Annotated in this window: 21 protein-coding genes; 11 read left to right on the top strand and 10 right to left on the bottom strand. The window is 71.0% G+C overall.

Annotated elements, in window-relative coordinates; genetic code table 11:
* Window positions 1-64 precede the first annotated feature (64 nt).
* From ACFWRO_RS12170 to ACFWRO_RS12155, 4 genes are all read left to right on the top strand, one after another.
* The gene (locus tag ACFWRO_RS12170; protein WP_384508167.1) at window positions 65-1,408 is read left to right on the top strand and encodes an MFS transporter; all 1,344 of its coding nucleotides are present in this window, start codon (window positions 65-67) and stop codon (window positions 1,406-1,408) included.
* 9 nt (window positions 1,409-1,417) lie between these two features.
* Entirely contained in the window at window positions 1,418-1,927 is a 510-nt protein-coding gene (locus ACFWRO_RS12165; RefSeq protein ID WP_384508164.1) for a MarR family winged helix-turn-helix transcriptional regulator, read from the top strand.
* A gap of 78 nt (window positions 1,928-2,005) precedes the next feature.
* Window positions 2,006-2,338, top strand: a complete 333-nt coding sequence (locus ACFWRO_RS12160) for a DUF3817 domain-containing protein (protein ID WP_384508161.1) — start codon at window positions 2,006-2,008, stop codon at window positions 2,336-2,338.
* 84 nt (window positions 2,339-2,422) lie between these two features.
* Window positions 2,423-4,123, top strand: a complete 1,701-nt coding sequence (locus ACFWRO_RS12155) for a methylmalonyl-CoA mutase (protein WP_384508158.1) — start codon at window positions 2,423-2,425, stop codon at window positions 4,121-4,123.
* 61 nt (window positions 4,124-4,184) lie between these two features.
* Here the strand turns inward: ACFWRO_RS12155 and ACFWRO_RS12150 are convergent, their stop codons facing one another.
* Both ACFWRO_RS12150 and ACFWRO_RS12145 read right to left on the bottom strand, forming a co-directional pair.
* The gene (locus tag ACFWRO_RS12150) at window positions 4,185-4,595 is read right to left on the bottom strand and encodes a PPOX class F420-dependent oxidoreductase (RefSeq protein ID WP_384508155.1); all 411 of its coding nucleotides are present in this window, start codon (window positions 4,593-4,595) and stop codon (window positions 4,185-4,187) included.
* A 24-nt stretch (window positions 4,596-4,619) separates the two neighbouring features.
* Complete coding sequence (locus ACFWRO_RS12145) at window positions 4,620-5,255, bottom strand: TetR/AcrR family transcriptional regulator (protein ID WP_384508152.1); 636 nt, start codon at window positions 5,253-5,255, stop codon at window positions 4,620-4,622.
* A 264-nt stretch (window positions 5,256-5,519) separates the two neighbouring features.
* Here ACFWRO_RS12145 and ACFWRO_RS12140 point away from each other — a divergent pair, with 264 nt between their 5' ends.
* From ACFWRO_RS12140 to ACFWRO_RS12125, 4 genes are all read left to right on the top strand, one after another.
* Window positions 5,520-6,494, top strand: coding sequence for a tetratricopeptide repeat protein (locus tag ACFWRO_RS12140; RefSeq protein ID WP_384508149.1), 975 nt, complete (start codon window positions 5,520-5,522; stop codon window positions 6,492-6,494).
* A 559-nt stretch (window positions 6,495-7,053) separates the two neighbouring features.
* Window positions 7,054-7,704 carry a DUF6230 family protein gene (locus ACFWRO_RS12135; RefSeq protein ID WP_384508146.1) on the top strand — a complete coding sequence of 217 codons (651 nt, stop codon included), beginning with the start codon at window positions 7,054-7,056 and terminating at the stop codon, window positions 7,702-7,704.
* A gap of 170 nt (window positions 7,705-7,874) precedes the next feature.
* A complete protein-coding gene (locus ACFWRO_RS12130) occupies window positions 7,875-8,519 on the top strand; it encodes a DUF6114 domain-containing protein (protein ID WP_384508143.1) in 645 nt (214 codons plus the stop codon).
* The gene (locus tag ACFWRO_RS12125) at window positions 8,509-9,819 is read left to right on the top strand and encodes a hypothetical protein (RefSeq protein WP_384508140.1); all 1,311 of its coding nucleotides are present in this window, start codon (window positions 8,509-8,511) and stop codon (window positions 9,817-9,819) included. Before ACFWRO_RS12130 ends, ACFWRO_RS12125 begins: the two co-directional genes overlap by 11 nt.
* A 105-nt stretch (window positions 9,820-9,924) precedes the next feature.
* Here ACFWRO_RS12125 and pyk read toward each other — a convergent pair whose 3' ends face one another.
* The 3 genes from pyk to pta all read right to left on the bottom strand — a co-directional run bounded on the left by pyk (window position 9,925) and on the right by pta (window position 14,776).
* Window positions 9,925-11,352, bottom strand: coding sequence for a pyruvate kinase (pyk, locus tag ACFWRO_RS12120; RefSeq protein ID WP_384508137.1), 1,428 nt, complete (start codon window positions 11,350-11,352; stop codon window positions 9,925-9,927).
* A gap of 110 nt (window positions 11,353-11,462) precedes the next feature.
* Window positions 11,463-12,689 (bottom strand): acetate kinase, encoded by a 1,227-nt coding sequence (locus ACFWRO_RS12115; RefSeq protein ID WP_384508134.1) that lies wholly within the window; start codon window positions 12,687-12,689, stop codon window positions 11,463-11,465.
* Window positions 12,686-14,776 carry a phosphate acetyltransferase gene (gene pta, locus ACFWRO_RS12110; protein WP_384508131.1) on the bottom strand — a complete coding sequence of 697 codons (2,091 nt, stop codon included), beginning with the start codon at window positions 14,774-14,776 and terminating at the stop codon, window positions 12,686-12,688. Before pta ends, ACFWRO_RS12115 begins: the two co-directional genes overlap by 4 nt.
* A 258-nt stretch (window positions 14,777-15,034) precedes the next feature.
* Between pta and ACFWRO_RS12105 the strand changes: the two genes are divergently transcribed.
* Window positions 15,035-16,060, top strand: a complete 1,026-nt coding sequence (locus ACFWRO_RS12105) for an ATP-dependent 6-phosphofructokinase (RefSeq protein ID WP_384508128.1) — start codon at window positions 15,035-15,037, stop codon at window positions 16,058-16,060.
* Between the two features lie 233 nt (window positions 16,061-16,293).
* Window positions 16,294-17,358 (top strand): helix-turn-helix domain-containing protein, encoded by a 1,065-nt coding sequence (locus ACFWRO_RS12100; protein WP_384508125.1) that lies wholly within the window; start codon window positions 16,294-16,296, stop codon window positions 17,356-17,358.
* Here the strand turns inward: ACFWRO_RS12100 and ACFWRO_RS12095 are convergent.
* From ACFWRO_RS12095 to ACFWRO_RS12080, 4 genes are all read right to left on the bottom strand, one after another.
* On the bottom strand, window positions 17,355-18,116 hold the full coding sequence (locus ACFWRO_RS12095; protein WP_384508122.1) for a tyrosine-protein phosphatase: 762 nt from the start codon (window positions 18,114-18,116) through the stop codon (window positions 17,355-17,357). The two genes, ACFWRO_RS12100 and ACFWRO_RS12095, sit on opposite strands and share 4 nt — an antisense overlap.
* A 15-nt stretch (window positions 18,117-18,131) precedes the next feature.
* Window positions 18,132-18,740: a helix-turn-helix domain-containing protein gene (locus ACFWRO_RS12090; protein WP_384508120.1), complete on the bottom strand. Its 609-nt coding sequence runs from the start codon at window positions 18,738-18,740 to the stop codon at window positions 18,132-18,134.
* A 214-nt stretch (window positions 18,741-18,954) separates the two neighbouring features.
* Window positions 18,955-19,671 carry a response regulator gene (locus ACFWRO_RS12085; protein WP_384508117.1) on the bottom strand — a complete coding sequence of 239 codons (717 nt, stop codon included), beginning with the start codon at window positions 19,669-19,671 and terminating at the stop codon, window positions 18,955-18,957.
* Window positions 19,668-21,386 carry an ATP-binding protein gene (locus ACFWRO_RS12080; protein ID WP_384508114.1) on the bottom strand — a complete coding sequence of 573 codons (1,719 nt, stop codon included), beginning with the start codon at window positions 21,384-21,386 and terminating at the stop codon, window positions 19,668-19,670. Before ACFWRO_RS12080 ends, ACFWRO_RS12085 begins: the two co-directional genes overlap by 4 nt.
* Before the next feature lie 65 nt (window positions 21,387-21,451).
* On the opposite strand from ACFWRO_RS12080, the gene ACFWRO_RS12075 reads away from it, so the two are divergent.
* Entirely contained in the window at window positions 21,452-22,867 is a 1,416-nt protein-coding gene (locus ACFWRO_RS12075; RefSeq protein ID WP_384508111.1) for a cation:dicarboxylate symporter family transporter, read from the top strand.
* A gap of 303 nt (window positions 22,868-23,170) precedes the next feature.
* Here ACFWRO_RS12075 and ACFWRO_RS12070 read toward each other — a convergent pair whose 3' ends face one another.
* Window positions 23,171-24,634, bottom strand: coding sequence for a glycoside hydrolase family 16 protein (locus tag ACFWRO_RS12070; RefSeq protein ID WP_384508108.1), 1,464 nt, complete (start codon window positions 24,632-24,634; stop codon window positions 23,171-23,173).
* Between the last annotated feature and the right edge of the window lie 21 nt (window positions 24,635-24,655).

Genomic DNA, 24,655 nt, shown 5'->3' with positions numbered 1-24,655 from the left:
TGCGGCTACGCGCCCGCCAGGCGACGAGGGCGGGCCGCGCCAGCCCGAAGCCGGGGCCGGTTCGGTGCCCCGCCCGCCCGGAGGCGAGAGCCTGCCGCGCCCCGGCTCCCGCCGGACGGTTGGCCGCCGTGGCGCCGGGCGCGGGGGCGCCGGGGTCGCGGATCCCCAGCCGCAGCCCACCCCCACCCCCGGCTACCGGGCCGTCTTCGCCGTACGCGAGTTCCGGGTCGTGTTCGGTGCGCACCTGCTCTCGCTGCTCGGGGTCGTCGTCAGCGAGATCGCGCTCACCGTGCTCGTCTACGAGCTCACCCGCTCCCCGCTCCTCTCCGCGCTCACCTTCGCCCTCGGCTTCCTGCCGTACCTCCTCGGCGGCACCCTCCTCGCCGGCGTCGCCGACCGTTACCCGCCCCGCCGGGTCCTCGTCGTCTGCGATCTCGTCTGCGCCGCGTGCGTCGCGCTCATGGTCGTGCCCGCCACGCCCGTCGCCGGGCTGCTGGTCCTGCGCTGCGTCGTCGCCGCCGTCGCACCGGTCTTCAACGGGACCCGGATGGCGACCCTCGCCGACATCCTCGGCGAGGGCGACCTCTTCGTCCTCGGCCGCTCCCTCCTGCGGATCGTCTCCCAGAGCGCCCTGCTCACCGGCTTCGCCGTCGGCGGCCTGCTCCTCACCGTCGTCGCGCCGCGCGGCGCGATCGCCATCACCGCCGCCACCTTCCTCGCCTCCGCCCTCCTGCTGAGGCTCGGGACGCGCAAGCGGCCAGCCCGGGGGGTCGGGGAGACCGCGAAGGAGGGGGGAAACCTCTCCCTCCTTCGCGACCGGCGCATCCGCGCCCTCATGCTCATGTTCTGGGTCCCGCCCCTGTTCGCCGTCGTCCCCGAGGCACTCGCCGCCCCCTACGCCGACCAGGCCGGTGTCTCCACCGCCGCGCTCGGGCTGCTGATGTGCGCCCTGCCCGTCGGCACCATCGCGGGCGAGCTGTTCGCCGGGTCCGCGCTCGGTCCCGCCACCCGGTCCCGGCTCGTGTACCCGCTCGTCCTTCTCGGGGTCCTGCCCTATCTGCTCTATCTCGTTCAGCCCGGCGCCGCCCTCGCCGGGCTCGCCCTCGCGATCGCCGGTGCCACCGGCGCGTACACCCTGGGCCTCGACGCCTGGTTCGTCGCCGCCGTCCCCGAGGGCCGGCGCGGGAGGGCGATGACCCTGATGACCGCCGGGATGATGACCGCCCAGGGCGTCGGCATGGCCGGCGCCGGGCTCGCCGCCGAGTTCCTCCCCGTCCACCTCGTGGTCGCCGCCACCGGCGTCCTCGGCACGCTCTGTCTCGTCGCCGTCGTGCTCGAAGTGCGTGCGACGGACGTGCGGGCGACCGAAGTGCGAGACGGGGCTGACCGGCATGTGACCAGTGGGTAAGGTCGACGCGTGCCGAAGCCGCTCAGTCTCCCCTTCGATCCCATCGCCCGCGCCGACGAACTCTGGCAGAAGCGCTGGGGGCCGGTCCCCTCGATGGCCGCGATCACCTCGATCATGCGCGCCCAGCAGATCCTCCTCGCGGAGGTCGACGCCGTCGTCAAGCCGTACGGACTGACCTTCGCGCGCTACGAGGCCCTGGTCCTGCTCACCTTCTCCAAGGCCGGTGAGCTGCCGATGTCCAAGATCGGCGAGCGGCTGATGGTCCACCCGACCTCGGTCACCAACACCGTCGACCGGCTGGTGAGGTCCGGTCTCGTCGACAAGCGGCCCAACCCCAACGACGGGCGCGGCACCCTCGCCTCCATCACCGAGAAGGGGCGCGAGGTGGTCGAGGCGGCCACCCGCGACCTGATGGCCATGGACTTCGGGCTCGGGGCCTACGACGCCGAGGAGTGCGGCGAGATCTTCGCGATGCTCCGCCCGCTGCGCGTCTCCGCCGAGGACTTCGACGAGGTCTGAGCAAGACCTGACAACGCCCCGACCGCGACCTCCCACCCGCCCGAAGATCGCCCGGAACGTGCCGTTACGCTCGACGGCATGAAATCCAGCGTGCTGACCCGTTACCGCGTCATGGCGTACATCACCGCCGTCATGCTGCTCGTGCTCTGCACGTGCATGGTCTTCAAGTACGGGTTCGAGATGGGCGAGGACGTGACCTTCGCGGTCTCCCAGACCCACGGCGTCCTCTACATCATCTACCTGATCTTCGCCTTCGACCTCGGCTCCAAGGCGAAGTGGCCGTTCGGCAAGCTCCTGTGGGTGCTGCTGTCCGGGACGATTCCCTTCGCCGCGTTCTTCGTCGAGCGCAAGGTCGTCCGCGAGACGCTCCCGCTGGTCAGCGGCGCGCAGCCGGCGCCCGTCAAGGCCTGACCCAGCCCGGCATCGCACCCCCCGCACGGATGTGCGGGGGGTTTGCCATCGACATTTACTAGGACGTCCTAGTAAATTCGAAGCATGGACGCTGACGCGATCGAGGAAGGCCGCCGACGCTGGCAGGCCCGCTACGACAAGGCCCGCAAGCGCGACGCCGACTTCACCACGCTCTCCGGCGACGCCGTGGAGCCCGTCTACGGGCCCCGGCCCGGCGACACCTACGAGGGCTTCGAGCGCATCGGCTGGCCCGGCGAGTACCCCTTCACCCGTGGCCTGCACCCCACCGGCTACCGCGGCCGCACCTGGACCATCCGCCAGTTCGCCGGCTTCGGCAACGCCGAGCAGACCAACGAGCGGTACAAGATGATCCTGGCCGCCGGCGGAGGGGGTCTGAGCGTCGCCTTCGACATGCCCACCCTCATGGGCCGCGACTCCGACGACCCGAAGGCACTCGGAGAGGTCGGCCACTGCGGTGTCGCCATCGACTCCGCCGCCGACATGGAGGTCCTCTTCAAGGACATCCCGCTCGGCGACGTGACCACCTCGATGACCATCTCCGGGCCCGCCGTGCCCGTCTTCTGCATGTACCTGGTCGCCGCCGAGCGCCAGGGCGTCGACCCGGCCGCCCTCAACGGGACGCTCCAGACCGACATCTTCAAGGAGTACATCGCGCAGAAGGAGTGGCTCTTCCAGCCCGAGCCGCACCTGCGCCTCATCGGCGACCTGATGGAGCACTGCGCCCAGGGCATCCCCGCCTACAAGCCGCTCTCCGTCTCCGGCTACCACATCCGCGAGGCCGGAGCGACGGCCGCGCAGGAGCTCGCGTACACCCTCGCCGACGGCTTCGGCTACGTGGAGCTCGGCCTCTCCCGGGGCCTGGACGTCGACGTCTTCGCCCCCGGTCTCTCCTTCTTCTTCGACGCGCACCTCGACTTCTTCGAGGAGATCGCCAAGTTCCGCGCCGCCCGCCGGATCTGGGCGCGCTGGATGAAGGAGGTCTACGGCGCCAAGACCGACAAGGCCCAGTGGCTCCGCTTCCACACCCAGACCGCCGGTGTCTCGCTCACCGCCCAGCAGCCGTACAACAACGTCGTACGGACCGCCGTCGAGGCGCTCGCCGCCGTCCTCGGCGGTACGAACTCGCTGCACACCAACGCCCTCGACGAGACCCTCGCGCTCCCCAGCGAGCAGGCCGCCGAGATCGCGCTGCGCACGCAGCAGGTGCTGATGGAGGAGACGGGCGTGGCCAACGTGGCCGACCCGCTCGGCGGCTCCTGGTTCATCGAGCAGCTCACCGACCGCATCGAGGCCGAGGCCGAGAAGATCTTCGACCAGATCAAGGAGCGCGGCCGCCGGGCCCACCCGGACGGTCAGCACCCGATCGGCCCGATCACCTCCGGCATCCTGCGCGGCATCGAGGACGGCTGGTTCACCGGCGAGATCGCCGAGTCCGCCTTCCAGTACCAGCAGTCCCTGGAGAAGGGCGACAAGCGGGTCGTCGGCGTCAACGTCCACCACGGCTCGGTCACCGGCGACCTGGAGATCCTGCGGGTCAGCCACGAGGTCGAGTGGGAGCAGGTCCGGGTCCTCGGCGAGCGCAAGGGCCGCCGTGACGACGCCCGGGTGCGCGCCGCGCTCGACGCGATGCTGACGTCGGCCAGGGACGGCTCGAACATGATCGTCCCGATGCTCGACGCGGTCCGCGCGGAGGCCACCCTCGGCGAGATCTGCGACGTGCTCCGCGAGGAGTGGGGCATCTACACGGAGCCCCCGGGCTTCTAGTCGTACGTGCAGAAAGAGAAGGGCCGGTACGGGAGTTCCGTGCCGGCCCTTCTCGTACGCGCTACTCCGTCGCCGTGCCCACCACCTTCGTCGGCGTCACGCGGATCACCACCCGCACCACCTCCGGCGGGAGTTCGAGGTAGTCCTGGCCGGCGCCCGGGCCCTCGTAGTGCTCGTCCAGCGCGACCGCGAGCGCCCGGCCCGCGTCCTCCGTGACCGTGGCCGTGCCCCGTATCTCGGCGTACAGCTGCGGGTCCTCGCTGTCGTACAGGGTCAGGCTGACCCGGGGGTCGGCCTCGATGTTCCGTACCTTGCGGCGGCCCGCCTGGGAGGAGATCAGGAGGTCGTCGCCGTCCCTGCCCACCCAGACCACCGAGGTCTGCGGGGAGCCGTCGGGGTGGACGGTGGCCAGGATCGCGGGGTTGGTGCCGTCCAGGAGCGCGCACACGGCGCTGTTCAGAGAGATCGTCACGCCCGTCACCCTAGGGGGTGGCCGTCACCCCAAGGGAGTGGCCGCCGCCGCGCCCAGGCCGCCGATCAGCAGGGCCGTGAAGCGCTGGACCCAGGCCTCGTCGACCGGTTCCGCGCTCACCAGGGCGCGGTGGACCACCGCGCCGGCGATGACGTCGAAGATCAGGTCGTCGGTGCTGTCGACCGAGCGGGGGTCGCGGTCGGTGGGGAGTTCGCCGCGCTCCTGCGCGCGCTGGCGGCCTTCGAGGACGAGGCGCTTCTGCCGGTCGACGATGGAGATGCGGATGCGCTCGCGCAGCGGCTCGTCCCGGGTGGACTCCGCCACGACCGCCATCAGCGCGGTCTTGGTCTCGGGGCGCTGGAGCAGCGCGGCGAACTGGAGGACCACGTTCTGGATGTCGGCCTGGAGGGAGCCGAGGTCGGGGAGTTCGAGTTCGTCGAAGAGGACGGCGACGGCGTCCACGACGAGCTCGTTCTTGCTCGCCCAGCGCCGGTAGAGGGTGGTCTTGGCGACCCCCGCGCGGCTCGCCACGTCGCCCATCGTCAGCTTGGACCAGCCCAGTTCGACCAGCGCCGCTCGGGTCGCGTCGAGGATCGCCGTATCGGCCTCGGCACTGCGCGGGCGTCCGGTACGGGTTCGGGGGCTGGTGCGGCTACACATGGAGATCGACCATACCCGCCGGTAGGTATTGCGCCAGAGGCCCGTGATGTGAGCCAGTTCACCGAGGAGCCCTTCCCCTCGGCCGACCGGGACAGTTACGCTACGACCCGTAGCGAAAGGCTGAGACCGGCCTGAGCGACAACCACCTGCGCCGGGTGGGGACCCGGCGCGCAAAGTACGCGAAAAGAACGAGAGCCGTGCACCGTGGTGCGCGGTTCAGCCATGACGTACCGGTTACGCGCGCGGAAGGGGGAGGATGTACTCATGCAGCCCAGAAACATGTCCATGAGCGGCGTCGTCGACCTCGCCGCGGTGAAGGCGGCCGGTGAGGCCAAGGCGAAGGCGGAGCAGGCGCGTGCCGAGACCGCCCGGCAGGGTGGCGCGGCAGCCGTCGCCCCCTCTGCCCTGGTGATCGATGTCGACGAGGCCGGCTTCGAGCTCGACGTCCTGCAGCGCTCGGCCGAGGTTCCGGTCGTCATCGACTTCTGGGCCGAGTGGTGCGAGCCGTGCAAGCAGCTCAGCCCCCTCCTGGAGCGCCTCGCCGTCGAGTACAACGGCCGCTTCCTGCTGGCCAAGATCGACGTCGACGCCAACCAGATGCTGATGCAGCAGTTCGGCATCCAGGGAATTCCGGCCGTGTTCGCGGTGGTCGCCGGTCAGGCGCTGCCGCTCTTCCAAGGCGCGGCGCCCGAGGCCCAGATCCGCCAGACCCTGGACCAGCTGATCCAGGTCGGCGAGGAGCGCTTCGGCCTCACCGGTATCGCCGTCGACCCGAACGCCGAGTCCGACGAAGCCGCCGCCCCGGCCCCGGTGCCGGCCGGACCGTACGACGCGCTGCTCGAAGCGGCCATGTCGGCGCTCGACGCCGGTGACCTGGCCGGTGCCGTGCAGGCGTACAAGAACGTGCTGGCCGACGACCCCGGCCACCCGGAGGCGAAGCTGGGTCTGGCCCAGGCGGAGCTGCTCGCCCGGGTGCAGGACATGGACCCGCAGCAGGTGCGGAAGAACGCGGCCGACAACCCGGCCGACTCCGCCGCGCAGATCGCCGCCGCCGACCTCGATCTCGTGGGCGGTCACGTAGAGGACGCCTTCAGCCGGCTCGTGGACGCCGTGCGGCGCACGGCCGGTGAGGAGCGGGACGCGGCGCGGCTTCGGCTCCTGGAGCTCTTCGAGGTGATCGGGCCGGAGGATCCCCGGGTCACGGCGGCCCGCCAGGCCCTCGCGCGGGTGCTGTTCTGACCCTTTCCCTCCCCTGCGGGAGGGCGCCGATTTGGCGACACAGCGACATGACGCGGCCGCGCTTTACCAAAACTTGGTAATCGCGGCCGCTGTTACTTGCAGTAAATCGAACCCGCGATTGTGTCCGGGTTTCCTCATACTCCTACCGCTTTGTCGATGCCGCGGGCTGCACCCTGTGTGGCCACGCGGCATCGCGCTGTCGTGGCGCGGTTATCCGTCCGTTACTAGCGAGTAACGAACCCCCTTGTGCGGGCGCCCGGAATGGACCACGATCGGCGACGCTCGGTCCGATACCGCACCACCCCGGCAACCATCCGGGTCCGCGGCGGAGGGTCCCCACCGAGCGGACAGGGGGGTTCCTGCTTTCACGGGCAGGGCCTGTCCAAGAGGTTGCGCGCAAGGCGTGGCCAGTGGTTGTCGCTCGGGGGTGATCGCCGGTGAAGTCGGACGCTCCTTGCGCCCGGTGTTCGGCGCTTCTTCCCGAGGACGTAGCACTTCTCCCATCCCAGGACGGGCCCTGGGCCCATCCGGAGATGTACGTCCGAGAAGGAGGATTCTCATGAAGTCCCAGGTTCGTGGCGGGACCAGATGGAAGCGGTTCGCCGTCGTCATGGTGCCGAGTGTGGCCGCGACGGCCGCGATCGGTGTCGGCCTGGCTCAGGGCGCGCTCGCCGCGTCCTTCAGCATCTCCGGCCAGGAGTTCAAGGTGAAGGCCGACAGCCTTGTCGGCAAGGACTTCGTCCAGTACGGCAGCGTGGCGTCCGGTAAGGACCTGCACGGCAAGCCGTTCGCGGAGCCCGTCGGTGTCTCGGGCTTCTCCGAGGCCTGGATCACCAACATGTGCCAGTCCGTGGTGACGCCGGACGTGCCGTTCATCGGCAACGTCTCGCTGGAGCTGCGCGCCGGTACGGAGAAGAACAAGCCGGTCTACGCGAAGGACATCTACCTGGATGTCTCCTCGCTGAAGGCCGACGCCGAGTTCGGCAACATCGACATCGGTGTGGCCGCGGGTTCGCTCCCGAAGTCCGAGGGCAAGCCGGGTATCCAGCCGGGTACGAAGGCCAACCCGTACGGCTTCTCGCAGCGCGCCGAGACGGCGACGCTGACCAACGTGGAGCAGAAGGCGTGGGCGACCACCGCCGGAACCTTCCGGCTCAGCAACCTGAGCCTGAAGCTGCACAAGGGCACCAAGGAGTGCTTCACCGAGTAGTCACTCGGTGCGCATCAGGCAGTGACGTCAGGCGGGCGTGGGCCGTCGATCCGTTCCGTACGGCCCCGCCCGTTCCCGGCCCCAGTGCCGCCTTCTCGCCTTCGCGCCTTTCACACCTGCTCGATGTATTCACTTCTCCACGCAACACCGCTTCCAGGGAGCTGTTTTCCATGAGCGCCGAGTCCACTGCTTCCCGCGGAGTCCCGAACCAGAGCGTGCGCCGCTTCCGCGACTGGCGGGGCAGCCGACCCTTCTGGGCCGGACTGTTCACCATGATCGGTGGCGTACCGATCGCCTACTTCCCGTACGCCGACCTGCGACTCGGCAACATGACGATCGCGATGGCCACCACGGGCGGCGCCGGAGCCCTCATCATCGGCGTCCTACTGGTGACGCTCGGTCTGACGATGTGGTTCCAGCCCATCGTCCGGGTGTTCGCGGGCGTCGCGGCGATCGTCCTGGCACTCGTCTCCATCCCGGTCTCCAACCTCGGTGGCTTCTTCATGGGCTTCCTGCTCGCCCTCGTCGGCGGCGGGCTCTCCGTGGCGTGGGCCCCGGGCAAGCCGGCGGAGGAGACCGCGCGGGCGTCGGCCGAGCCGGCCGACGAGCGTACGGAGGCCGCGGCGGGCGAGCACGAGTACGACGGTCAGCAGCACGGCACCGAGGCGACGGAGCCGACCGGAACGGTCGACTTCGGCAAGGCCCCGGTCCCGGAGCAGCGCGCCGGTGAGGAGCCGGACCCGCAGGCGGGTCCCGGTGCGCAGGCGACCGAAACGACGATCGACGCCAACGGCGGGAGGAACAGTGCGGGGTGACGAAACACAGTCGGCGCAGTCGGCGACGGCTGCGGACGGCGCCACTCTGGCTCGCAGGGGTCCGCGGCACGCGGCTCCGCGCAAGTCGCTGCTGAACAAGATCCAGGGACCCGCGGGCAAGGCCATGGCACTTGCCGCCATGCCGACCGCGGTCCTGATGGGCATGGGCATGGCGCCCAGGCTCGCCGTCGCCGACGAGAAGGACATCCCCTTCGCGCCCGGACCGTGCGTCACCCGCTCCGACGAGCCGGTGACCGAGGAGACGACGAAGCCCGCCGAGACGCCCAAGCCCACGGCCAGCGCGAGCGCGAGCACGGGTGCCACCGAGTCGCCGAAGCCGGAGACCACCGAGGGGAGCGAGTCGCCGAAGCCGACCGCCACTCCCTCGGCGACGGCCACGACCGAGCAGCGGGCCACCCAGGAGAAGTCCCCGGCCCCGACGCCCACTCCGACGGCGACGAAGAGCGTCAACCCGCTCGACCCGCTGGGCGTCGGTGACAAGATCAAGGACTTCTTCGACGGGCCGAACACCACGCCGACGGCTACCCCGACGCCCTCCGCCACGGCCACCAAGCCGGCGAAGCCCGCGCCCGAGAAGCCGTCGACGACGCCCCCGGCCAAGCCTTCGACCACCGAGCCCGAGGCGGGCAAGGCGGACGAGGCCGACTCCGCCGACGGCCCGGTCGACAAGACCAAGGCCGCCATCGAGAAGGCCGCCGACAAGGCAGGCCTGAAGGTGGAGGAGCTGCCGGAGGACGCCAAGGGCCTCGACGCCAAGAAGGACGAGGCGATACCCGACGGCGCCAAGCCGCGCTTCCCGTGCCCGGAGCCCGACCCCGAGGCGCTCGCGGCGGCCGAACTGGAGCCGGGGATCCCGCTCCTGCCGGACGAGCCGTGGAAGCTGGACAGCACCCTGCTCACGCTCAAGGGGCTGAAGTACCACGGCATCGTCGAGGTCAAGACCGGCAGCGGCAAGATCAAGAAGGCGCTGAAGTTCACCGCGAGCGAGGTCGACATCAAGGACCTGCACCAGCTCACGGTGCACTCGCCGGGTCTCACGGGCCACGTCCGCTCGGACCGGGGCTCGACCTCGACCATCCGCAACGGCACGGTGACCATGTACACGGAGCAGCTGAAGGGCAACCTCTTCGGCCTGATCCCGATCACCTTCAACCCGAAGACCCCGCCGCCGCTCGACGTCCCGTTCGCGTTCTTCACGAACGTGGAGGTCCTCCAGGCGGGCCAGTTCGGCGGCACCCTCAAGGTCCCCGGCCTGCGCAACACGGTCGAGCCGAGCTGACCGCTCTCCTCAAGAGACCTTTCCGGGAGCCGCACATGACGAAGGCCCCCGTCCGATCCGGACGGGGGCCCTCGTCATGCCGTGTGCCGCGGGGGCACGGCGGTGTCAGGCCTTGCCGCCGCCCAGGTGGTGCACCCGGACCATGTTCGTGGTGCCCGGGACGCCGGGGGGCGAGCCGGCCGTGATGACCATGGTGTCGCCGGCGCCGTACCGCTGGAGCTTCAGGAGCTCCGCGTCGACGATGTCGACCATCGCGTCCGTGGTCTCCACGAACGGGACGAGGAAGGACTCCACGCCCCAGCTCAGGGTGAGCTGGTTGCGGGTCGACTCGTCCGTGGTGAAGGCCAGGATCGGCTGGATCGTCCGGTAGCGGGACAGGCGGCGCGCGGTGTCGCCGGACTGGGTGAAGGCGATGAGCGCCTTGCCGCCCAGGAAGTCCGCGATCTCGCAGGCCGCGCGGGCCACCGAACCGCCCTGCGTACGCGGCTTCTTGCCGGGTACGAGCGGCTGCAGGCCCTTGGCGAGCAGCTCCTCCTCGGCCGCCACGACGATCTTCGACATCGTCTTGACGGTCTCGATCGGGTAGGCGCCCACGGAGGACTCCGCCGACAGCATGACCGCGTCCGCGCCGTCCAGGATCGCGTTGGCCACGTCGGAGGCCTCGGCGCGCGTGGGGCGGGAGTTGGTGATCATCGACTCCATCATCTGGGTGGCGACGATGACGGGCTTGGCGTTGCGGCGGCACATCTCCACGAGGCGCTTCTGCACCATCGGGACCTTCTCCAGCGGGTACTCCACCGCGAGGTCGCCACGGGCCACCATGACGGCGTCGAACGCGGCGACGACGTCCACCATGTTCTCGACCGCCTGCGGCTTCTCCACCTTGGCGATGACCGGGACCCGGCGGCCCTCCTCGTCCATCACCTTGTGGACGTCCTTGACGTCGTCGGCGTTGCGGACGAAGGAGAGGGCGACCATGTCGCAGCCCATCCGGAGGGCGAACCGCAGGTCCTCGACGTCCTTCTCGGACAGGGCCGGGACGTTGACCGCCGCGCCGGGCAGGTTGATGCCCTTGTGGTCGGAGATGACACCGCCCTCGATGACCACGGTCTTCACCCGCGGGCCCTCGACCTCGACGACCCGCAGCTCGACGTTGCCGTCGTTGATCAGGACCTGGTCGCCCTTGGAGACGTCACCCGGCAGGCCCTTGTACGTGGTGCCGCAGATGGACTTGTCACCCGGGACGTCGTCGGTGGTGATGGTGAACTCGTCACCGCGCACCAGCTCGACGGGCCCCTCGGCGAAGGTCTCCAGACGGATCTTGGGGCCCTGGAGGTCGGCGAGCACGCCCACGGCGCGGCCGGTGTCCGCCACCGCCCTGCGGAGACGGTCGTACCGCTCCTGGTGCTCTGCCTGGGTCCCGTGGCTCATGTTGAATCGGGCCACGTTCATACCGGCCTCGATGAGCGCTTTCAGCTGCTCGTACGAGTCGACGGCGGGGCCCAGCGTGCAGACGATTTTGGAACGGCGCATGAGGCGGATCCTATCGGTTTGTTTCACTGCGGAATATTCCGTCTGGTGGAAAGTACAAATGGGCGCGGGGTCGCTCAGGCGTTCACTTCCGAAGCCCGCCTATCGAGCCGTTATGGGGCCACCAGTTCGTAGCTCTGGCGCGCGATCTCCAGCTCCTCGTCCGTCGGCACCACGGCGACCGCCACCCGCGCGTACGCCGGCGAGATGATCCGGGCCTCGTCGGACCGTACGGCGTTGAGGTCGGCGTCCACCGCCAGGCCCAGCTCCTCCAGGCCCGCGATCGCAGCTTCCCGCACCGGGGCCGCGTTCTCGCCGACACCCGCCGTGAACGCGACCGCGTCCACCCGGCCGAGCACCGCGTAGTACGCCCCGATGTACTTCTTCAGCCGGTGGATGTAGATGTCGAAGGCGAGCGCCGCCCGCTCGTCGCCCTCGTCGATCCGGCGCCGGATCTCCCGCATGTCGTTGTCGCCGCAGAGCCCGACGAGCCCGGACTTCTTGTTGAGCAGCGTGTCGATCTCGTCCGCCGACATCCCCGCCACCCGCTTCAGGTGGAAGGTGACCGCCGGGTCGACGTCGCCCGAGCGGGTGCCCATGACCAGGCCCTCCAGCGGGGTGAGGCCCATCGAGGTGTCCACGCACCGCCCGCCCCTGACGGCCGAGGCGGAGGCCCCGTTGCCCAGGTGCAGCACGATCACGTTCACCTCCTCCGGCTCCTTGCCGAGCAGCTTCGCCGTCTCGCGCGACACATAGGCGTGCGAGGTGCCGTGGAAGCCGTACCGCCGGATGCGGTGCTTGTCCGCCGTCTCGACGTCGATCGCGTACCGGGCCGCCGACTCCGGCATCGTCGTGTGGAACGCGGTGTCGAAGACCGCGACCTGCGGCAGGTCCGGGCGGAGCGCCATCGCCGTACGGATGCCGGTGAGGTTCGCCGGGTTGTGCAGCGGCGCGACCGGCACCAGCCGCTCGATCTCGGCGAGCACCTCCTCGTCGATCACGGTCGGCGCGGAGAACCGCAGCCCGCCGTGGACCACCCGGTGGCCGATCGCGGCCAGTTCGGGGGAGTCGAGGCCGAGGCCGTCCGCCGCCAGCTCCTCGGCCACCGCCTTCAGGGCCGCCGCGTGGTCGGGGATCGGCCCGGTCCGCTCCCGCTTCTCGCCCCCGCCGCCCTGCAGCGGCGTGTGGACGAGCCGAGAGGTCTCCTCGCCGATCCGCTCGACCAGGCCGAGGGCGAGGCGGGAGCTGTCGCTCATGTCGAGGAGCTGGTACTTCACCGACGACGAGCCGGAGTTGAGGACGAGGACGCGCGTGGGGGTGGGGGAGGTGGGGGAGGTCATGCCGTGGGCTCCTGGGGGACCTGGGACTGGATCGCCGTGATGGCGACCGTGTTGACGATGTCGCTGACGAGCGCGCCGCGCGAGAGGTCGTTCACCGGCTTGCGCAGACCCTGCAGGACCGGGCCGACCGCCACGGCGCCCGCCGAGCGCTGCACGGCCTTGTAGGTGTTGTTGCCGGTGTTGAGGTCCGGGAAGATCAGCACGGTCGCCTGTCCTGCCACCTCGGACCCCGGCAGCTTGGTCGCGGCGACGGACGGCTCGACGGCCGCGTCGTACTGGATGGGCCCCTCGATCCGCAGCTCCGGGTGGGACTCCCGTACCAGCTTCGTCGCCTCGCGGACCTTGTCGACGTCCGCGCCCGAGCCCGAGGTGCCGGTGGAGTACGAGAGCATCGCGATCCGCGGCTCGACGCCGAAGCGGGCCGCGGTGGCCGCCGACTGCACGGCGATGTCCGCGAGCTGCACCGCGTCCGGGTCCGGGTTCACGGCGCAGTCGCCGTACACGAGCACCTTGTCGGCGAGGCACATGAAGAAGACGGACGAGACGATCGAGGCGTCCGGCTTGGTCTTGATGATCTCGAAGGCGGGGCGGATCGTCGCGGCCGTGGAGTGCACCGAGCCGGAGACCATGCCGTCGGCGAGCCCCTCCTGGACCATGAGCGTGCCGAAGTAGTTGACGTCCGAGACGACGTCGTACGCCAGCTCCACCGTCACGCCCTTGTGGGCGCGCAGCTCGGCGTACTTCGTGGCGAAGCCGTCGCGCAGCTCGGAGGTCTGCGGGTCGATCAGCTGGGTGGCCGGCGAGGACAGGTCGATGCCGAGGTCCGCGGCCTTCTTGCGGATGACCTCGACGTCACCGAGCAGCGTCAGGTCGCAGACGTCGCGGCGCAGCAGCACGTCGGCGGCGCGCAGCACCCGCTCCTCGGTGCCCTCGGGGAGGACCACGCGGCGGCGCTCGGCGCGGGCCTGCTCCAGGAGTTCGTGCTCGAACATCATCGGCGTGACCCGGCCGCTGCGGGCCAGCGAGATCCGCTTCAGCAGATCGGCGGTGTCCACGTGCCGCTCGAAGAGACCGAGCGCCGTCTCCGCCTTGCGGGGCGTGGCCGCGTTCAACTTCCCTTCAAGGGAGAAGAGTTCGGCGGCAGTCGGGAAGCTGTTGCCGGGTACGGAGATAACCGGAGTGCCGGGCGCGAGGCGGGCCGCCAGGGTCAGGATCTCCTCGCTGGGCCGCTCGTTCAGGGTGAGCAGGACTCCGGCGATCGGCGGGGTGCCGGCCGAGTGCGCCGCGAGCGCACCCACGACCAGGTCGGCGCGGTCCCCGGGGGTGACCACGAGACAGCCCGGGGTCAGCGCGTTCAGGAAGTTCGGCAGCATGGCGCCGCCGAAGACGAAGTCGAGCGCGTCGCGCGCCAGGCCCGCGTCGTCGCCCAGGACGACCGAGGCACCCAGGTGGTGGGTGATCTGGGCGACCGTGGGGGCCGCGAGCGCCGGCTCGTCGGGGAGCACGTAGCAGGGCACGGGGACCCGGGCGGTGAGCCGCTCGGCGATGGCCGCCCGGTCCTCGCCCGCCGCTCGGTTGACGACCATCGCGAGGACGTCGCAGCCGAGCCCGTCGTACGCCCGGAAGGCGTTGCGGGCCTCGGCGCGCACGGACTCGGCGGTCTGGTTCTTGCCGCCGACCACCGGTATCACCGAGGCGCCGAACTCGTTGGCCAGGCGCGCGTTGAGGGCCAGCTCGTCGGGGAGCTGGGTGGCGGCGAAGTCCGTACCGAGGACGAGGACGACCTCGTAGTCGCGGGCGACCGCGAGGAAGCGGTCGACGAGCCGGGAGACCAGCTCGTCGGTGCCCCGCTCGGCCTGGAGCGCCGAGGCCTCGTGGTAGTCCATGCCGTAGACCGTCGAGGCGTCCTGGGAGAGGCGGTAGCGCGCCCGCAGGAGATCGAACAGACGGTCGGGTCCGTCGTGGACCAGGGGCCGGAACACCCCCACCCGGTCCACCTGGCGGGTCAGGAGTTCCATGACTCCCAGCTCGACCACCTGCCGGCCGTCTCCGCGGTCGATCCCGGTCACGTACACGCTGCGCGTCACGCCGTGGCTCCTGTCCAGTCCTGTCCGCCCGGTCTTGTCAACCGAGTGTGTTCAAAAAACCCCGATAGGGTGGCGATACCCCCTTGACAATACCTCTGGGGGTGGTTAGGACGCAGGCCGGACGAACGGCCTGGAAAAGGGGGACGAAAGGCCCCAGAACACCGGCGCGCGGAGTAGCCGGGAGCGCGGGCGCCACGCCGGGCGTGGGAGAATCGACAGAGCTCACATGTACCGCTACCGAGCAGGAGACACAGCACGATGCGCATCGGAGTTCTCACCGCAGGCGGCGACTGCCCCGGCCTGAACGCAGTGATCCGGTCGGTCGTGCACCGGGCGCTCACCGGCCACGACGACGAAGTCATCGGCTTCGAGGACGGGTTCAAGGGTCTCCTCGACGGACATGTCCGCCCGCTCGACCTCAACGCGGTCAGCGGCATCCTCGCCCGCGGCGGCACCATCCTCGGCTCCGCCCGCCTGGAGCGCAACCGCCTGGCCGAAGCCGCCGAGTCCGCCCCGGAGTTGGCGAAGAAGTACGGCATCGACGTCCTCATCCCGATCGGCGGCGAGGGCACCCTGACCGCCGCCCGGATGCTCTCCGACGCCGGGATGCCCGTCGTCGGCGTACCGAAGACCATCGACAACGACATCTCCTCCACCGACCGCACCTTCGGCTTCGACACCGCCGTGGGCGTCGCGACGGAGGCCATAGACCGCCTCAAGACCACCGCCGAGTCCCACCAGCGCGTGATGGTCGTCGAGGTGATGGGCCGGCACGCAGGCTGGATCGCCCTGGAGTCCGGCATGGCCGGCGGCGCCCACGGCATCTGCCTGCCCGAGCGGCCCTTCGAGGTCGACGACCTGGTCAAGATGGTCGAGGAGCGGTTCGCGCGCGGCAAGAAGTTCGCGGTCATCTGCGTCGCCGAGGGCGCGCACCCCGCCGAGGGCTCCATGGAGTACCAGAAGGGCGAGATCGACCAGTTCGGCCACGAGCGCTTCCAGGGCATCGGCAACCGGCTCGCGGTCGAGCTGGAGCGGCGCCTCGGCAAGGAGGCCCGGCCGGTCATCCTCGGTCACGTCCAGCGCGGCGGAACGCCGACCGCGTACGACCGGGTGCTCGCGACCCGCTTCGGCTGGCACGCGGTGGAGGCCGCGCACCAGGGCGAGTTCGGCCGGATGACGGCGCTGCGGGGCACGGACGTCGTGATGGTGCCGCTGGCCGAGGCCGTGACGCAGCTGAAGACCGTGCCGGAGGCCCGGATGTCCGAGGCCGAGTCGGTCTTCTGACCCGGTCGTCCGGGACGTAGGTCCCGAAGAAGTCCTGAATGTGTGTGGGCCCCGATCGTCCCCCCGTGGACGATCGGGGCCTTTTCCGTTCCCCCGTGCTTCCCCCGTGACGATTCCGGCCCCTGACCGGAATTGCCGATTTCCACTCTTGAGTTGAACAGCCGGATCAACAAGGCTTGGGGCTGTCCCGGACATGTCCCAACCCTGTCCCGGGGGAGGGGCGGGGAGCGCGCATGACCGAGGGAACGCCCGGCGGACCGGTCGGCGGGGGCGGCGCACCCGACCCGCGCGAGGCCACCGACGCCGCCTCGTTCATCGCGCTGCTGCAGCGGCTCAAGGACTGGTCGGGCCTGACCTACCGCGACCTTTCGGCTCACGCGGAGGCGCTCGGCGAGGTCCTGCCCCGCTCGACGGTGGCGAACATGCTCGCCCGCTCGACCGTCCCCCGCGAGGAGCTGCTGACCACCTTCGTACGCGCCTGCGGGGTGGAGCCGGGGGACCTGGAGAGCTGGCAGACCGTCCGCAAGGAGCTGGCGGTACGGGGGGTGTACGCGGGTTCCGACGGTGGTGCGGAAGGCGCGGGCGCCTCGTGGCCGCAGATGACGGAACCCGATCCAGATCCGGATCCCGAACCCGGAATCGAGCCGGGGGCCGAGGAACAGCCTCCCGACCCGCAGTCCCGCCTCCGGCGCACGCTCGTCGCCCTCGTCGCCGTCGCCGGGCTCGTCCTCGCCTCCGTCAGCGTGGTCGGCGCTCTCGTCGGGGACGGGAGCGGTGGGAGCGACGGGCACGGCGGGAGCGACGGGCACGGCGGAGGCGGCGACCGGCCGATGACCGTCACCGCGCCTGCCGCCGGGGACGTGCGGATCCGGGTGATCGGCTCGGACCTCTGCCTGAACGAGCGGCGCGGCGGACGCAGCGGCCAGATCCACCAGCGCGCGTGCGAGGGCGCCGACGTCCCTCTCTACTCCCTCAAGGAGCTCGGCTCGGGGGAGTGGCGAATCGTTTCCGACCACCCGGACTACGGCCCCGGCTGCTCCGGCATCCCGTCCGGCGGCAAGGTCGCGGACGCCGCGTTCGAGGACTCCGAGTGCGGGGACACGAGCCGGGTCGAAACGTTCCGCCTGGACCCCTTCGGCAGCCCGGTCACCGGCTACCGCATCGTCCCCGTGCGCTCGGCGACCCCGGACTCCTGCGTGACCGTCGTCGGAGACCGGGCCGCCGAGTGGGCGAAGCTGGCGCAGGCGTCCTGCCGCGCGGACGCCGCAGGCCAGCTCTTCAGCTTCGACCGCCGCTAGGGAGCCCGTAGGGGTGCCGGCGCCGGCTCCACGAGCCGGGCGCGCAGCGCCTCGACCACGGCAGGGTCGAGACCGACGTGCCCGGTGACGTACCCGTACACCGATCCGTACGTGGCGCGCAGGTCCGCGAGGACGAGCCGCATGATCTCCGCCGGCGCGCGGCCGTAGCCCGGCCAGCGCAGCTCGCGCCCCGGGTGGGCGGCGTGCCAGTCGGCGACCAGGCGCGCGGTGGCGAGCTCGGTGAGGGCGAAGTCGTCGAGGATCTGCTCGTCGGAGACGTCGAGCAGCCCGAGCAGCAGCGCGGCGAGCAGACCCGTACGGTCCTTCCCCGAGGCGCAGTGGAAGACGAGCGGACCGTCCGCCGCCGCGACGACCTCCAGGGCCTCGCGCAGCTCGGCGGCGCCGTCGGCCGCGACCTCGGCGAACCGGTCGGCGAGGTAGCGCCACGGGTCGAGGTCGGGGTCGATCTCCGCCTGGTCGTACGGGCGGTGCTCGATGCTCAGGTTGTGCCAGGCGATGCCGTCGGTCTCCGGGGTCTCCGGCAGCCGGCCCTTGGCCTCGATCTCCCACGGGTAGCGCAGGTCGATCACGGTCTCCACACCCAGCGCGCGGAAGCGGCCCAGGTCGGGGCCGCGCAGCTTGGCGAGGGAGTCGGCACGGTAGAGGACCTGCCAGCGGACGGTGCCGCCGTCGACGGTCCGATAGCCGCCCAGATCACGGACGTTGTGGAGATGCTCGAAGGGTATGTGTCGTTTCACGCGACCACCCTAGGGTCAGGGTCCGACGGCGTCCCAGAAGTGCTCCACGATGCCGTCCAGGTACTCGCGGCCCGCGTCGCCGCTGCCGCCCGAGGCACCCCAGCTGCTGGTGGCCACCATCTTGGCGTGGTAGTCGGTGTGCAGGTGCTGGAGCGCGGCCTCCAGGACGCGCTTGGGCAGCGGCAGCAGCTTCACCACCGGCCGGACGTACGCCTGCCAGCGCGTCGTCGCCGCGTCCCGCAGCAGCACTGCCAGCTCGTCGCCCCGGCCGGTGACCTGCACCAGTTCGCGGGGCCCGAGGCCGAGGCTCTCGGCGAGGGCGGCGGTCTGGCGTTCGTTGCCGCGCCAGCGGCCGGACTCCTCCATCCTGAGGTAGCCGGGGCCGTCGAGGCCCACCCGCCGGGCGAGTTCGTCGGCCGCGAGACCGCGGGCCATCCGGTGCTCGCGCAGGGTGGTGGCGTCGGCGATCAGCTCGCCGGGGGCGCACCAGAGGACGCCCGCGAGGGCGGTGAGTTCCTGGGAGGAGGGGGCGAGGCGCCCGCGTTCCCAGGCGATGACCGTCTCGGGGACGACGGCGAGACCGTACTGCGCGCGCAGCCCGTAGGCGACATGTCCCGGGGCCATGCCGAGACCCTCACGGAGGCGGCGCGCGGCGAGCGCGTTGAACGGAGGGGGAGGAGGGGGAGGGGTGTGGTGCACGCCGTCAACCTAGGTGCGTAACGTGACCAGTGGCTACGGTGCGTTCGCCCAAGCCCGAATGTCGTAGAAACGTGGGAACCCGGTGGTAACCATCCGTAGTGATCACCCACCGGTTCGGTGAGCGGTGGGCGGAGTCCGGTCAGCGGACGATCGTCGAGATCCAGCGGTACTGGAGCTCCGGCCGGCCGATCTGACCATACTGCGGCGCCCGCGCCGCCCGCCCGTCCGTGACCAGGTGTTCCAGATAGCGGCGCGCGGTGATCCGGGAGATGCCGACCGCCGCGGCGGCCTCGGCCGCGGTCAGACCGTCGGCGGCGTCCCGCAGCGTACGGGTGACGGCCTCCAGGGTCGGCGCGCTCAGCCCCTTGGGGAGCGAGACCGGCTGCGGGGCGCGCAGCGCGCCGAGCGCGCGGTCCACGTCGTCCTGGCCGGACGCCTCGCCCGCCGCGGCGCGGAACTCGGCGTACCGGGAGAGCCGGTCCCGCAGGGTCGCGAACGTGAACGGCTTCAGCACGTACTGGACGACCCCTAGGGACACGCCCTCGCGCACGATCGCGAGGTCCCGGGCCGAGGTCACCGCGATGACGTCGGCCGAGTGCCCGCCCGCGCGCAGCGCGCGGAGCAGCTGGAGGCCGTGCCCGTCGGGAAGGTACAGGTCGAGCAGGATGAGGTCGACCGGCGTCCGGTCGAGGACCCGCACGGCGGCGGCCCGGGAGTGCGCCACCCCGACGACGGTGAACCCGGCGACCCGCCCCGCGTACAGCGCGTGCGCGTCGGCGGCGACCGGGTCGTCCTCGACGACGAGCACCCGGATGCCGTGGCTGCCCTGGCCGCCGTCCTGCCTGCTCGTGCTCACGCGGACACCTCCGGGTCGGTTTCCCTGGACTGCGGCTCGGGTTCGGGCTGGGGCTGGGGCTGCGGCTCGGTCTCGGTGCGGGGTGCCGGCGGCCGGGCGGCGGCACCGGCACCGGCGGCACCGGCGTCCGTGGTCGGTGTCAGGGGCAGGCGTACGGTGAACTCCGCGCCGCCCTCCGGGGTGTCCGTCAGGGTCACCGTGCCCGAGGTGCGGGTGGCCGCCTGGCGGACCAGGGCCAGGCCGAGGCCCCGGGCGGGGCCGTGGGTGGACCAGCCCCGGTCGAAGACCGCGTCCCGGTCGCCCTCCTCGATCCCGGGCCCGCTGTCGCGGACCCGCAGGAGGAGCTCGCCGTCGCATGTCCGGGCGGTGACCGCGACCCGCGCGTGCGGGGTGCCGCTCGTCGCCTCCACCGCGTTGTCGATCAGGTTGCCGAGGATCGTCACCAGGTCCCGCGGGGGGATCTCCGGCGGCAGGAGGCCGTCGTCGATGCGGCTGTCCTCGGTGAGCGTCAGCTCCACGCCCCGCTCGTTGGCCTGCGCCGCCTTGCCGAGGAGCAGCGCCGCGAGCACCGGTTCGCCGACCGCGTCCACGACCCGGTCGGTGAGCGCCTGGGCCAGCTGCAGTTCCGCCGTCGCGAAGCCGACCGCCTCCTCCACCCGGCCGAGCTCGATCAGCGAGACGACCGTGTGCAGCCGGTTCGCGGCCTCGTGTGCCTGTGAGCGGAGCGCCTGGGTGAACCCCCGCTCCGAGGTCAACTCGCCGGACAGCGCCTGGAGTTCGGTACGGTCCCGGAGCGTCGCGACCGTACCCCGGCGCTCCCCGCCGACCACCGGCCGGGTGTTGACCACGAGCACCCGCTCCGCCGTCAGGTGGAGTTCGTCCACCCGCGGCTCCGAGGCGAGCAGCGCACTTGTGAGCGAGACCGGAAGGCCGAGATCGGCCGCCGACCGGCCCACGACCTCCGCGTCCAGACCGAGCAGCTCCCGCGCGCCGTCGTTGATGAGCGCGATCCGGCGCTGCCCGTCCAGCATCACAAGGCCCTCGCTCACCGCGTGCAGCGCCGCCTCGTGGTAGTCGTGCATCCGGCTCAGCTCGGTCGTGTTCATCCCGTGCGTGTGCCGTCGCAGCCGCGCGTTGATCACGTACGTACCGGCTCCGCCGATGGCAAGGGCCGCCCCCGCCATCCCCAGCAGGGCCGTGACCTGCTCGCGTACCTGCTCGCTGATCTTCTCGATGGTGATGCCCGAACTGACGAGGGCGACGACCTGGCCGTCCTCGTACACCGGCGTGATCGTCCGCACCGAACGCCCGAGCACCCCCATGTGCGTCTCGGAGAAGGTCCGCCCCTGGAGCGCCGGCTCGATGTGGCCCAGGTACGCGCGCCCGATCTCGCCCGCCTCCGGGTGCGACCAGCGCGTGCCGTCCGGGGACATGATCACCACGAAGGCGACGCCGGTCCGCTTCCGTACCGTCTCGGCGTACGGCTGGAGCACGGCGGTGGGGTTCGGGGAGCGCAGCGCCTGCGGCACGGTGGGGGAGGCGGCGACGGCCGTCGCGGTCGCGGTGGACTGGCGGCGCGCGGTCTCCTCGGCCTGGCCGCGATCGGTGACGTACGCGAAGACCGCGCAACCGGCCACGATCGCCGCCACCAGCACGACCTGCATCGCGAAGAGCTGGCCGGCGAGGCTGCGCGGCCGGGGGAGGGGTATGCGCATGCGGGCCAGTGTGACAGTTCGGCCATGAACGAAACGAACGCAAGCGTGACCCGGGTCACAGGCTGATGGATAGTCGCGGGGATCCACCGGGACGTGGACACCCCCATCAGCACGAGGAGGACCCCGTGGCCGCACAGCGGGACCGCACCCATTATCTGTACATCGCCGTCATCGGAGCCGTGCTCCTGGGCGTCACGGTCGGCTTCGTGGCGCCGGACTTCGCCGTCGAACTCAAGCCCCTCGGCACCGGCTTCGTGAACCTGATCAAGATGATGATCTCCCCGATCATCTTCTGTACGATCGTCCTCGGCGTCGGCTCGGTCCGCAAGGCCGCGAAGGTCGGTGCCGTCGGCGGGCTCGCGCTCGGGTACTTCCTCGTCATGTCGACCGTCGCCCTCGCGATCGGTCTGCTCGTCGGCAACATCCTGGAGCCCGGCTCCAGCCTCCACCTCACCAAGGAGCTGGCCGAGGCGGGCGCCAAGCAGGCCGACGGGACGAGCGAGTCCACGGCGGACTTCCTGCTCGGGATCATCCCGCACACGCTGGTCTCCGCCTTCACCGAGGGCGAGGTGCTGCAGACCCTGCTCGTCGCCCTCCTCGCGGGCTTCGCGCTGCAGGCCATGGGGCGGGCAGGGGAGCCCGTGCTGCGCGGGATCGGGCACATCCAGCGGCTCGTCTTCCGGATCCTCGCCATGATCATGTGGGTCGCCCCGATCGGCGCGTTCGGCGCCATGGCGGCGGTCGTCGGCGCGACCGGCATCGACGCGCTGAAGTCGCTCGCGGTCATCATGATCGGCTTCTACGTGACCTGCGCCCTGTTCGTCTTCGTGGTCCTGGGCGCGCTGCTGCGGATCGTCGCCGGCGTCAACATCCTCACGCTCCTGAAGTACCTGGGCCGCGAGTTCCTGCTGATCCTCTCCACCTCGTCCTCCGAGTCCGCGCTGCCCCGGCTCATCGCGAAGATGGAGCACCTGGGCGTCAGCAAGCCCGTCGTCGGCATCACCGTCCCCACCGGCTACTCCTTCAACCTCGACGGCACCGCGATCTACCTGACGATGGCCTCCCTCTTCGTCGCCGAGGCCATGGGCAACCCGCTCTCGGTCGCCGAGCAGATCTCGCTCCTCGTCTTCATGATCATCGCGTCGAAGGGCGCGGCCGGTGTCACCGGCGCCGGCCTGGCGACCCTCGCGGGCGGCCTCCAGTCCCACCGCCCCGAACTGGTCGACGGCGTCGGCCTGATCGTCGGCATCGACCGCTTCATGAGCGAGGCCCGCGCCCTCACGAACTTCGCGGGCAACGCCGTCGCCACCGTCCTCGTCGGCACGTGGACCAAGGAGATCGACAAGGAGCGGGTCACGGAGGTCCTCGCCGGGCGGGTTCCCTTCGACGAGAAGACCCTGGTCGACGATCACGGCCCGGCGTCGTCCGAGCCGGACGAGGACACGCCGGTACCGGACCAGAAGACCCGCGCGACGGTCTGAGCAAGATCGGACATTGGATATCGGATATCGGATCCAATATCATGGATCCATGATCGCGGATCCGACATCTTGGATCCAATATTTCGGATCCAATCCCGCAGGGCCGAATCCCGGATCCCGGATCCAATATCTCGCATCCAGAGCCTTGGATACGGCGCATTGGATCCAGGATCATGGATATTGGATCCAAGACATCGGATCCGAAGACCGCCCCGGCTCCCGGGCCTTGAGCCGGATCCGGGCATCGGGGTACGGGGCGCCCCCGGCCGCACACGCGGCCGGGGGCGCCTCTTCGTGCTCCCGTCAGGAGAACGGGATCCGGACCACCGACTGGTTGCCCACGCCGACGGTGCTCGGGCCGTTGCCGATCGCGTTCCACACCTCGACGCGGACCCGTCCGTTCGTCAGGTTCCCGTGGCTGCCGGTCGCCGACTTCAGGCCGCTCGCCTGCGTGTAGTGCTCGTACCCCGGTACCGGATCGGTCGCGAAGTACCCGTACGTCTCCACGCGCTCCCAGCTCCCGTCGCCCGTACGGTCGTAACTCACCCGCACCTGTTGCCCATTGGCGACGACCGAGCCGGCGTCGACGAAGACGTCGAACTGTGTCGCGCCGCCGTTGTACGTCCGCGTGATCGGGCCCGAGGTGAAGACCTGCGGGTTGGCCGGGGTGCCGTCGTGGTTGGCGCCGCCCGCCGAGGCGAGGGTCACCGTCGAGGCGGACGCCTGGGCGTCACCCGCGCCCGCGCCGGTCCGCAGGTACAGCTGCGAGGAGCCCGAGGGCGGCGGGGTGGTCGGCGGGGTGGTCGGCGGAGTCGTACCGCCGCCCTTCGTCCACACGGCCACGTAGTCGACGAGCATCGGCCGTCCCGAGACCGTCGCGGCGGTCGGGGTCGGGCCGCCCAGGGCGTCCGGGAAGGCGCCGCCCATCGCCACGTTGAGCAGCAGGAAGTAGCCCGCGTGGCTGGTCATGTCGGCCCAGGCCTGTGCGCCGACGCGGGTCTCGTTGACGCTGTGGAAGAGCTGGTCGTCCACGTACCAGCGCAGCTCGTTGGGGGAGGTCGAGCGGTCCCACTCGAAGCGGTACGTGTGGAAGGCCGACTGGCAGCTCGCGCCCGGGCAGACGCGGCTCGCGCCGATGCCGGTGGTCTCGCCGCACGGGCCGCCCGGGTTCACGCCGCAGTGCAGCACGCCCCAGACGGAGTTGATGCCGTTGACGTTCTCCATGATGTCGAACTCGCCGATGGCGGGCCAGTTCCAGTAGTTGCCCCGGTAGGGCGCGCCGAGCGCCCAGAAGGCGGGCCAGTAGCCGGCGGCCTCGGCGCCGGTCACGTTCGGCATCTGAATCCGGCCCTCGATGCGCAGGGTGCCGCCCGCGGGGGCCTTGAAGTCGGCGCGCTTCGTCTCGACGCGGGCCGAGGTCCAGTTGCCCGCGCCGTCCTTGAGCGGAGTGATGCGGAGGTTCCCGGTGCCGTCGAGGCGCACGTTGTCGGGGCTCGACGTGTAGTTCTGGATCTCTCCGGTGCCCCAGTTGCCGGGGCCGCCCGGATAGCCGTGACCGGTGTCTATCTGCCACTCGGCGCCGTTCGGGAGGGCGCGGTCGGGGCCGTTGAAGTCGTCGCTCCACTGGAGCGACCAGCCGGGCGCCGGGGGGACGGCGCCGCTGGCGGTACCGGCGCCGCCGAGGCCGATGAGGGCGCCCGCGGCGAGGGCGGCGGCGAGGAGCGAGGCGAGGAGTGGGGTGCGTCTGACGCGGCTCAGGGAGCTCAAGGGAGAACACCTCCGCTGGGG

It is taken from the genome of Streptomyces sp. NPDC058579 (assembly GCF_042718575.1).
Taxonomy (GTDB): Bacteria; Actinomycetota; Actinomycetes; order Streptomycetales; family Streptomycetaceae; genus Streptomyces.
Note: the sequence above shows the minus strand (reverse complement) of the source record. Positions and strands in the feature narration are given on the sequence as shown.

What these genes read in the sequence shown, in the direction of transcription:
- ACFWRO_RS12160 (WP_384508161.1), top strand. Translation starts at nt 2,006, where the DNA reads ATGAAATCCAGCGTGCTGACCCGTTACCGCGTCATGGCGTACATCACC.
- ACFWRO_RS12155 (WP_384508158.1), top strand. Translation starts at nt 2,423, where the DNA reads ATGGACGCTGACGCGATCGAGGAAGGCCGCCGACGCTGGCAGGCCCGC.
- ACFWRO_RS12145 (WP_384508152.1), bottom strand. Translation starts at nt 5,255, where the DNA reads ATGTGTAGCCGCACCAGCCCCCGAACCCGTACCGGACGCCCGCGCAGT.
- ACFWRO_RS12140 (WP_384508149.1), top strand. Translation starts at nt 5,520, where the DNA reads ATGCAGCCCAGAAACATGTCCATGAGCGGCGTCGTCGACCTCGCCGCG.
- ACFWRO_RS12135 (WP_384508146.1), top strand. Translation starts at nt 7,054, where the DNA reads ATGAAGTCCCAGGTTCGTGGCGGGACCAGATGGAAGCGGTTCGCCGTC.
- ACFWRO_RS12130 (WP_384508143.1), top strand. Translation starts at nt 7,875, where the DNA reads ATGAGCGCCGAGTCCACTGCTTCCCGCGGAGTCCCGAACCAGAGCGTG.
- pyk (WP_384508137.1), bottom strand. Translation starts at nt 11,352, where the DNA reads ATGCGCCGTTCCAAAATCGTCTGCACGCTGGGCCCCGCCGTCGACTCG.
- ACFWRO_RS12115 (WP_384508134.1), bottom strand. Translation starts at nt 12,689, where the DNA reads ATGACCTCCCCCACCTCCCCCACCCCCACGCGCGTCCTCGTCCTCAAC.
- ACFWRO_RS12105 (WP_384508128.1), top strand. Translation starts at nt 15,035, where the DNA reads ATGCGCATCGGAGTTCTCACCGCAGGCGGCGACTGCCCCGGCCTGAAC.
- ACFWRO_RS12100 (WP_384508125.1), top strand. Translation starts at nt 16,294, where the DNA reads ATGACCGAGGGAACGCCCGGCGGACCGGTCGGCGGGGGCGGCGCACCC.
- ACFWRO_RS12090 (WP_384508120.1), bottom strand. Translation starts at nt 18,740, where the DNA reads ATGGCCCCGGGACATGTCGCCTACGGGCTGCGCGCGCAGTACGGTCTC.
- ACFWRO_RS12080 (WP_384508114.1), bottom strand. Translation starts at nt 21,386, where the DNA reads ATGCGCATACCCCTCCCCCGGCCGCGCAGCCTCGCCGGCCAGCTCTTC.
- ACFWRO_RS12075 (WP_384508111.1), top strand. Translation starts at nt 21,452, where the DNA reads ATGGATAGTCGCGGGGATCCACCGGGACGTGGACACCCCCATCAGCAC.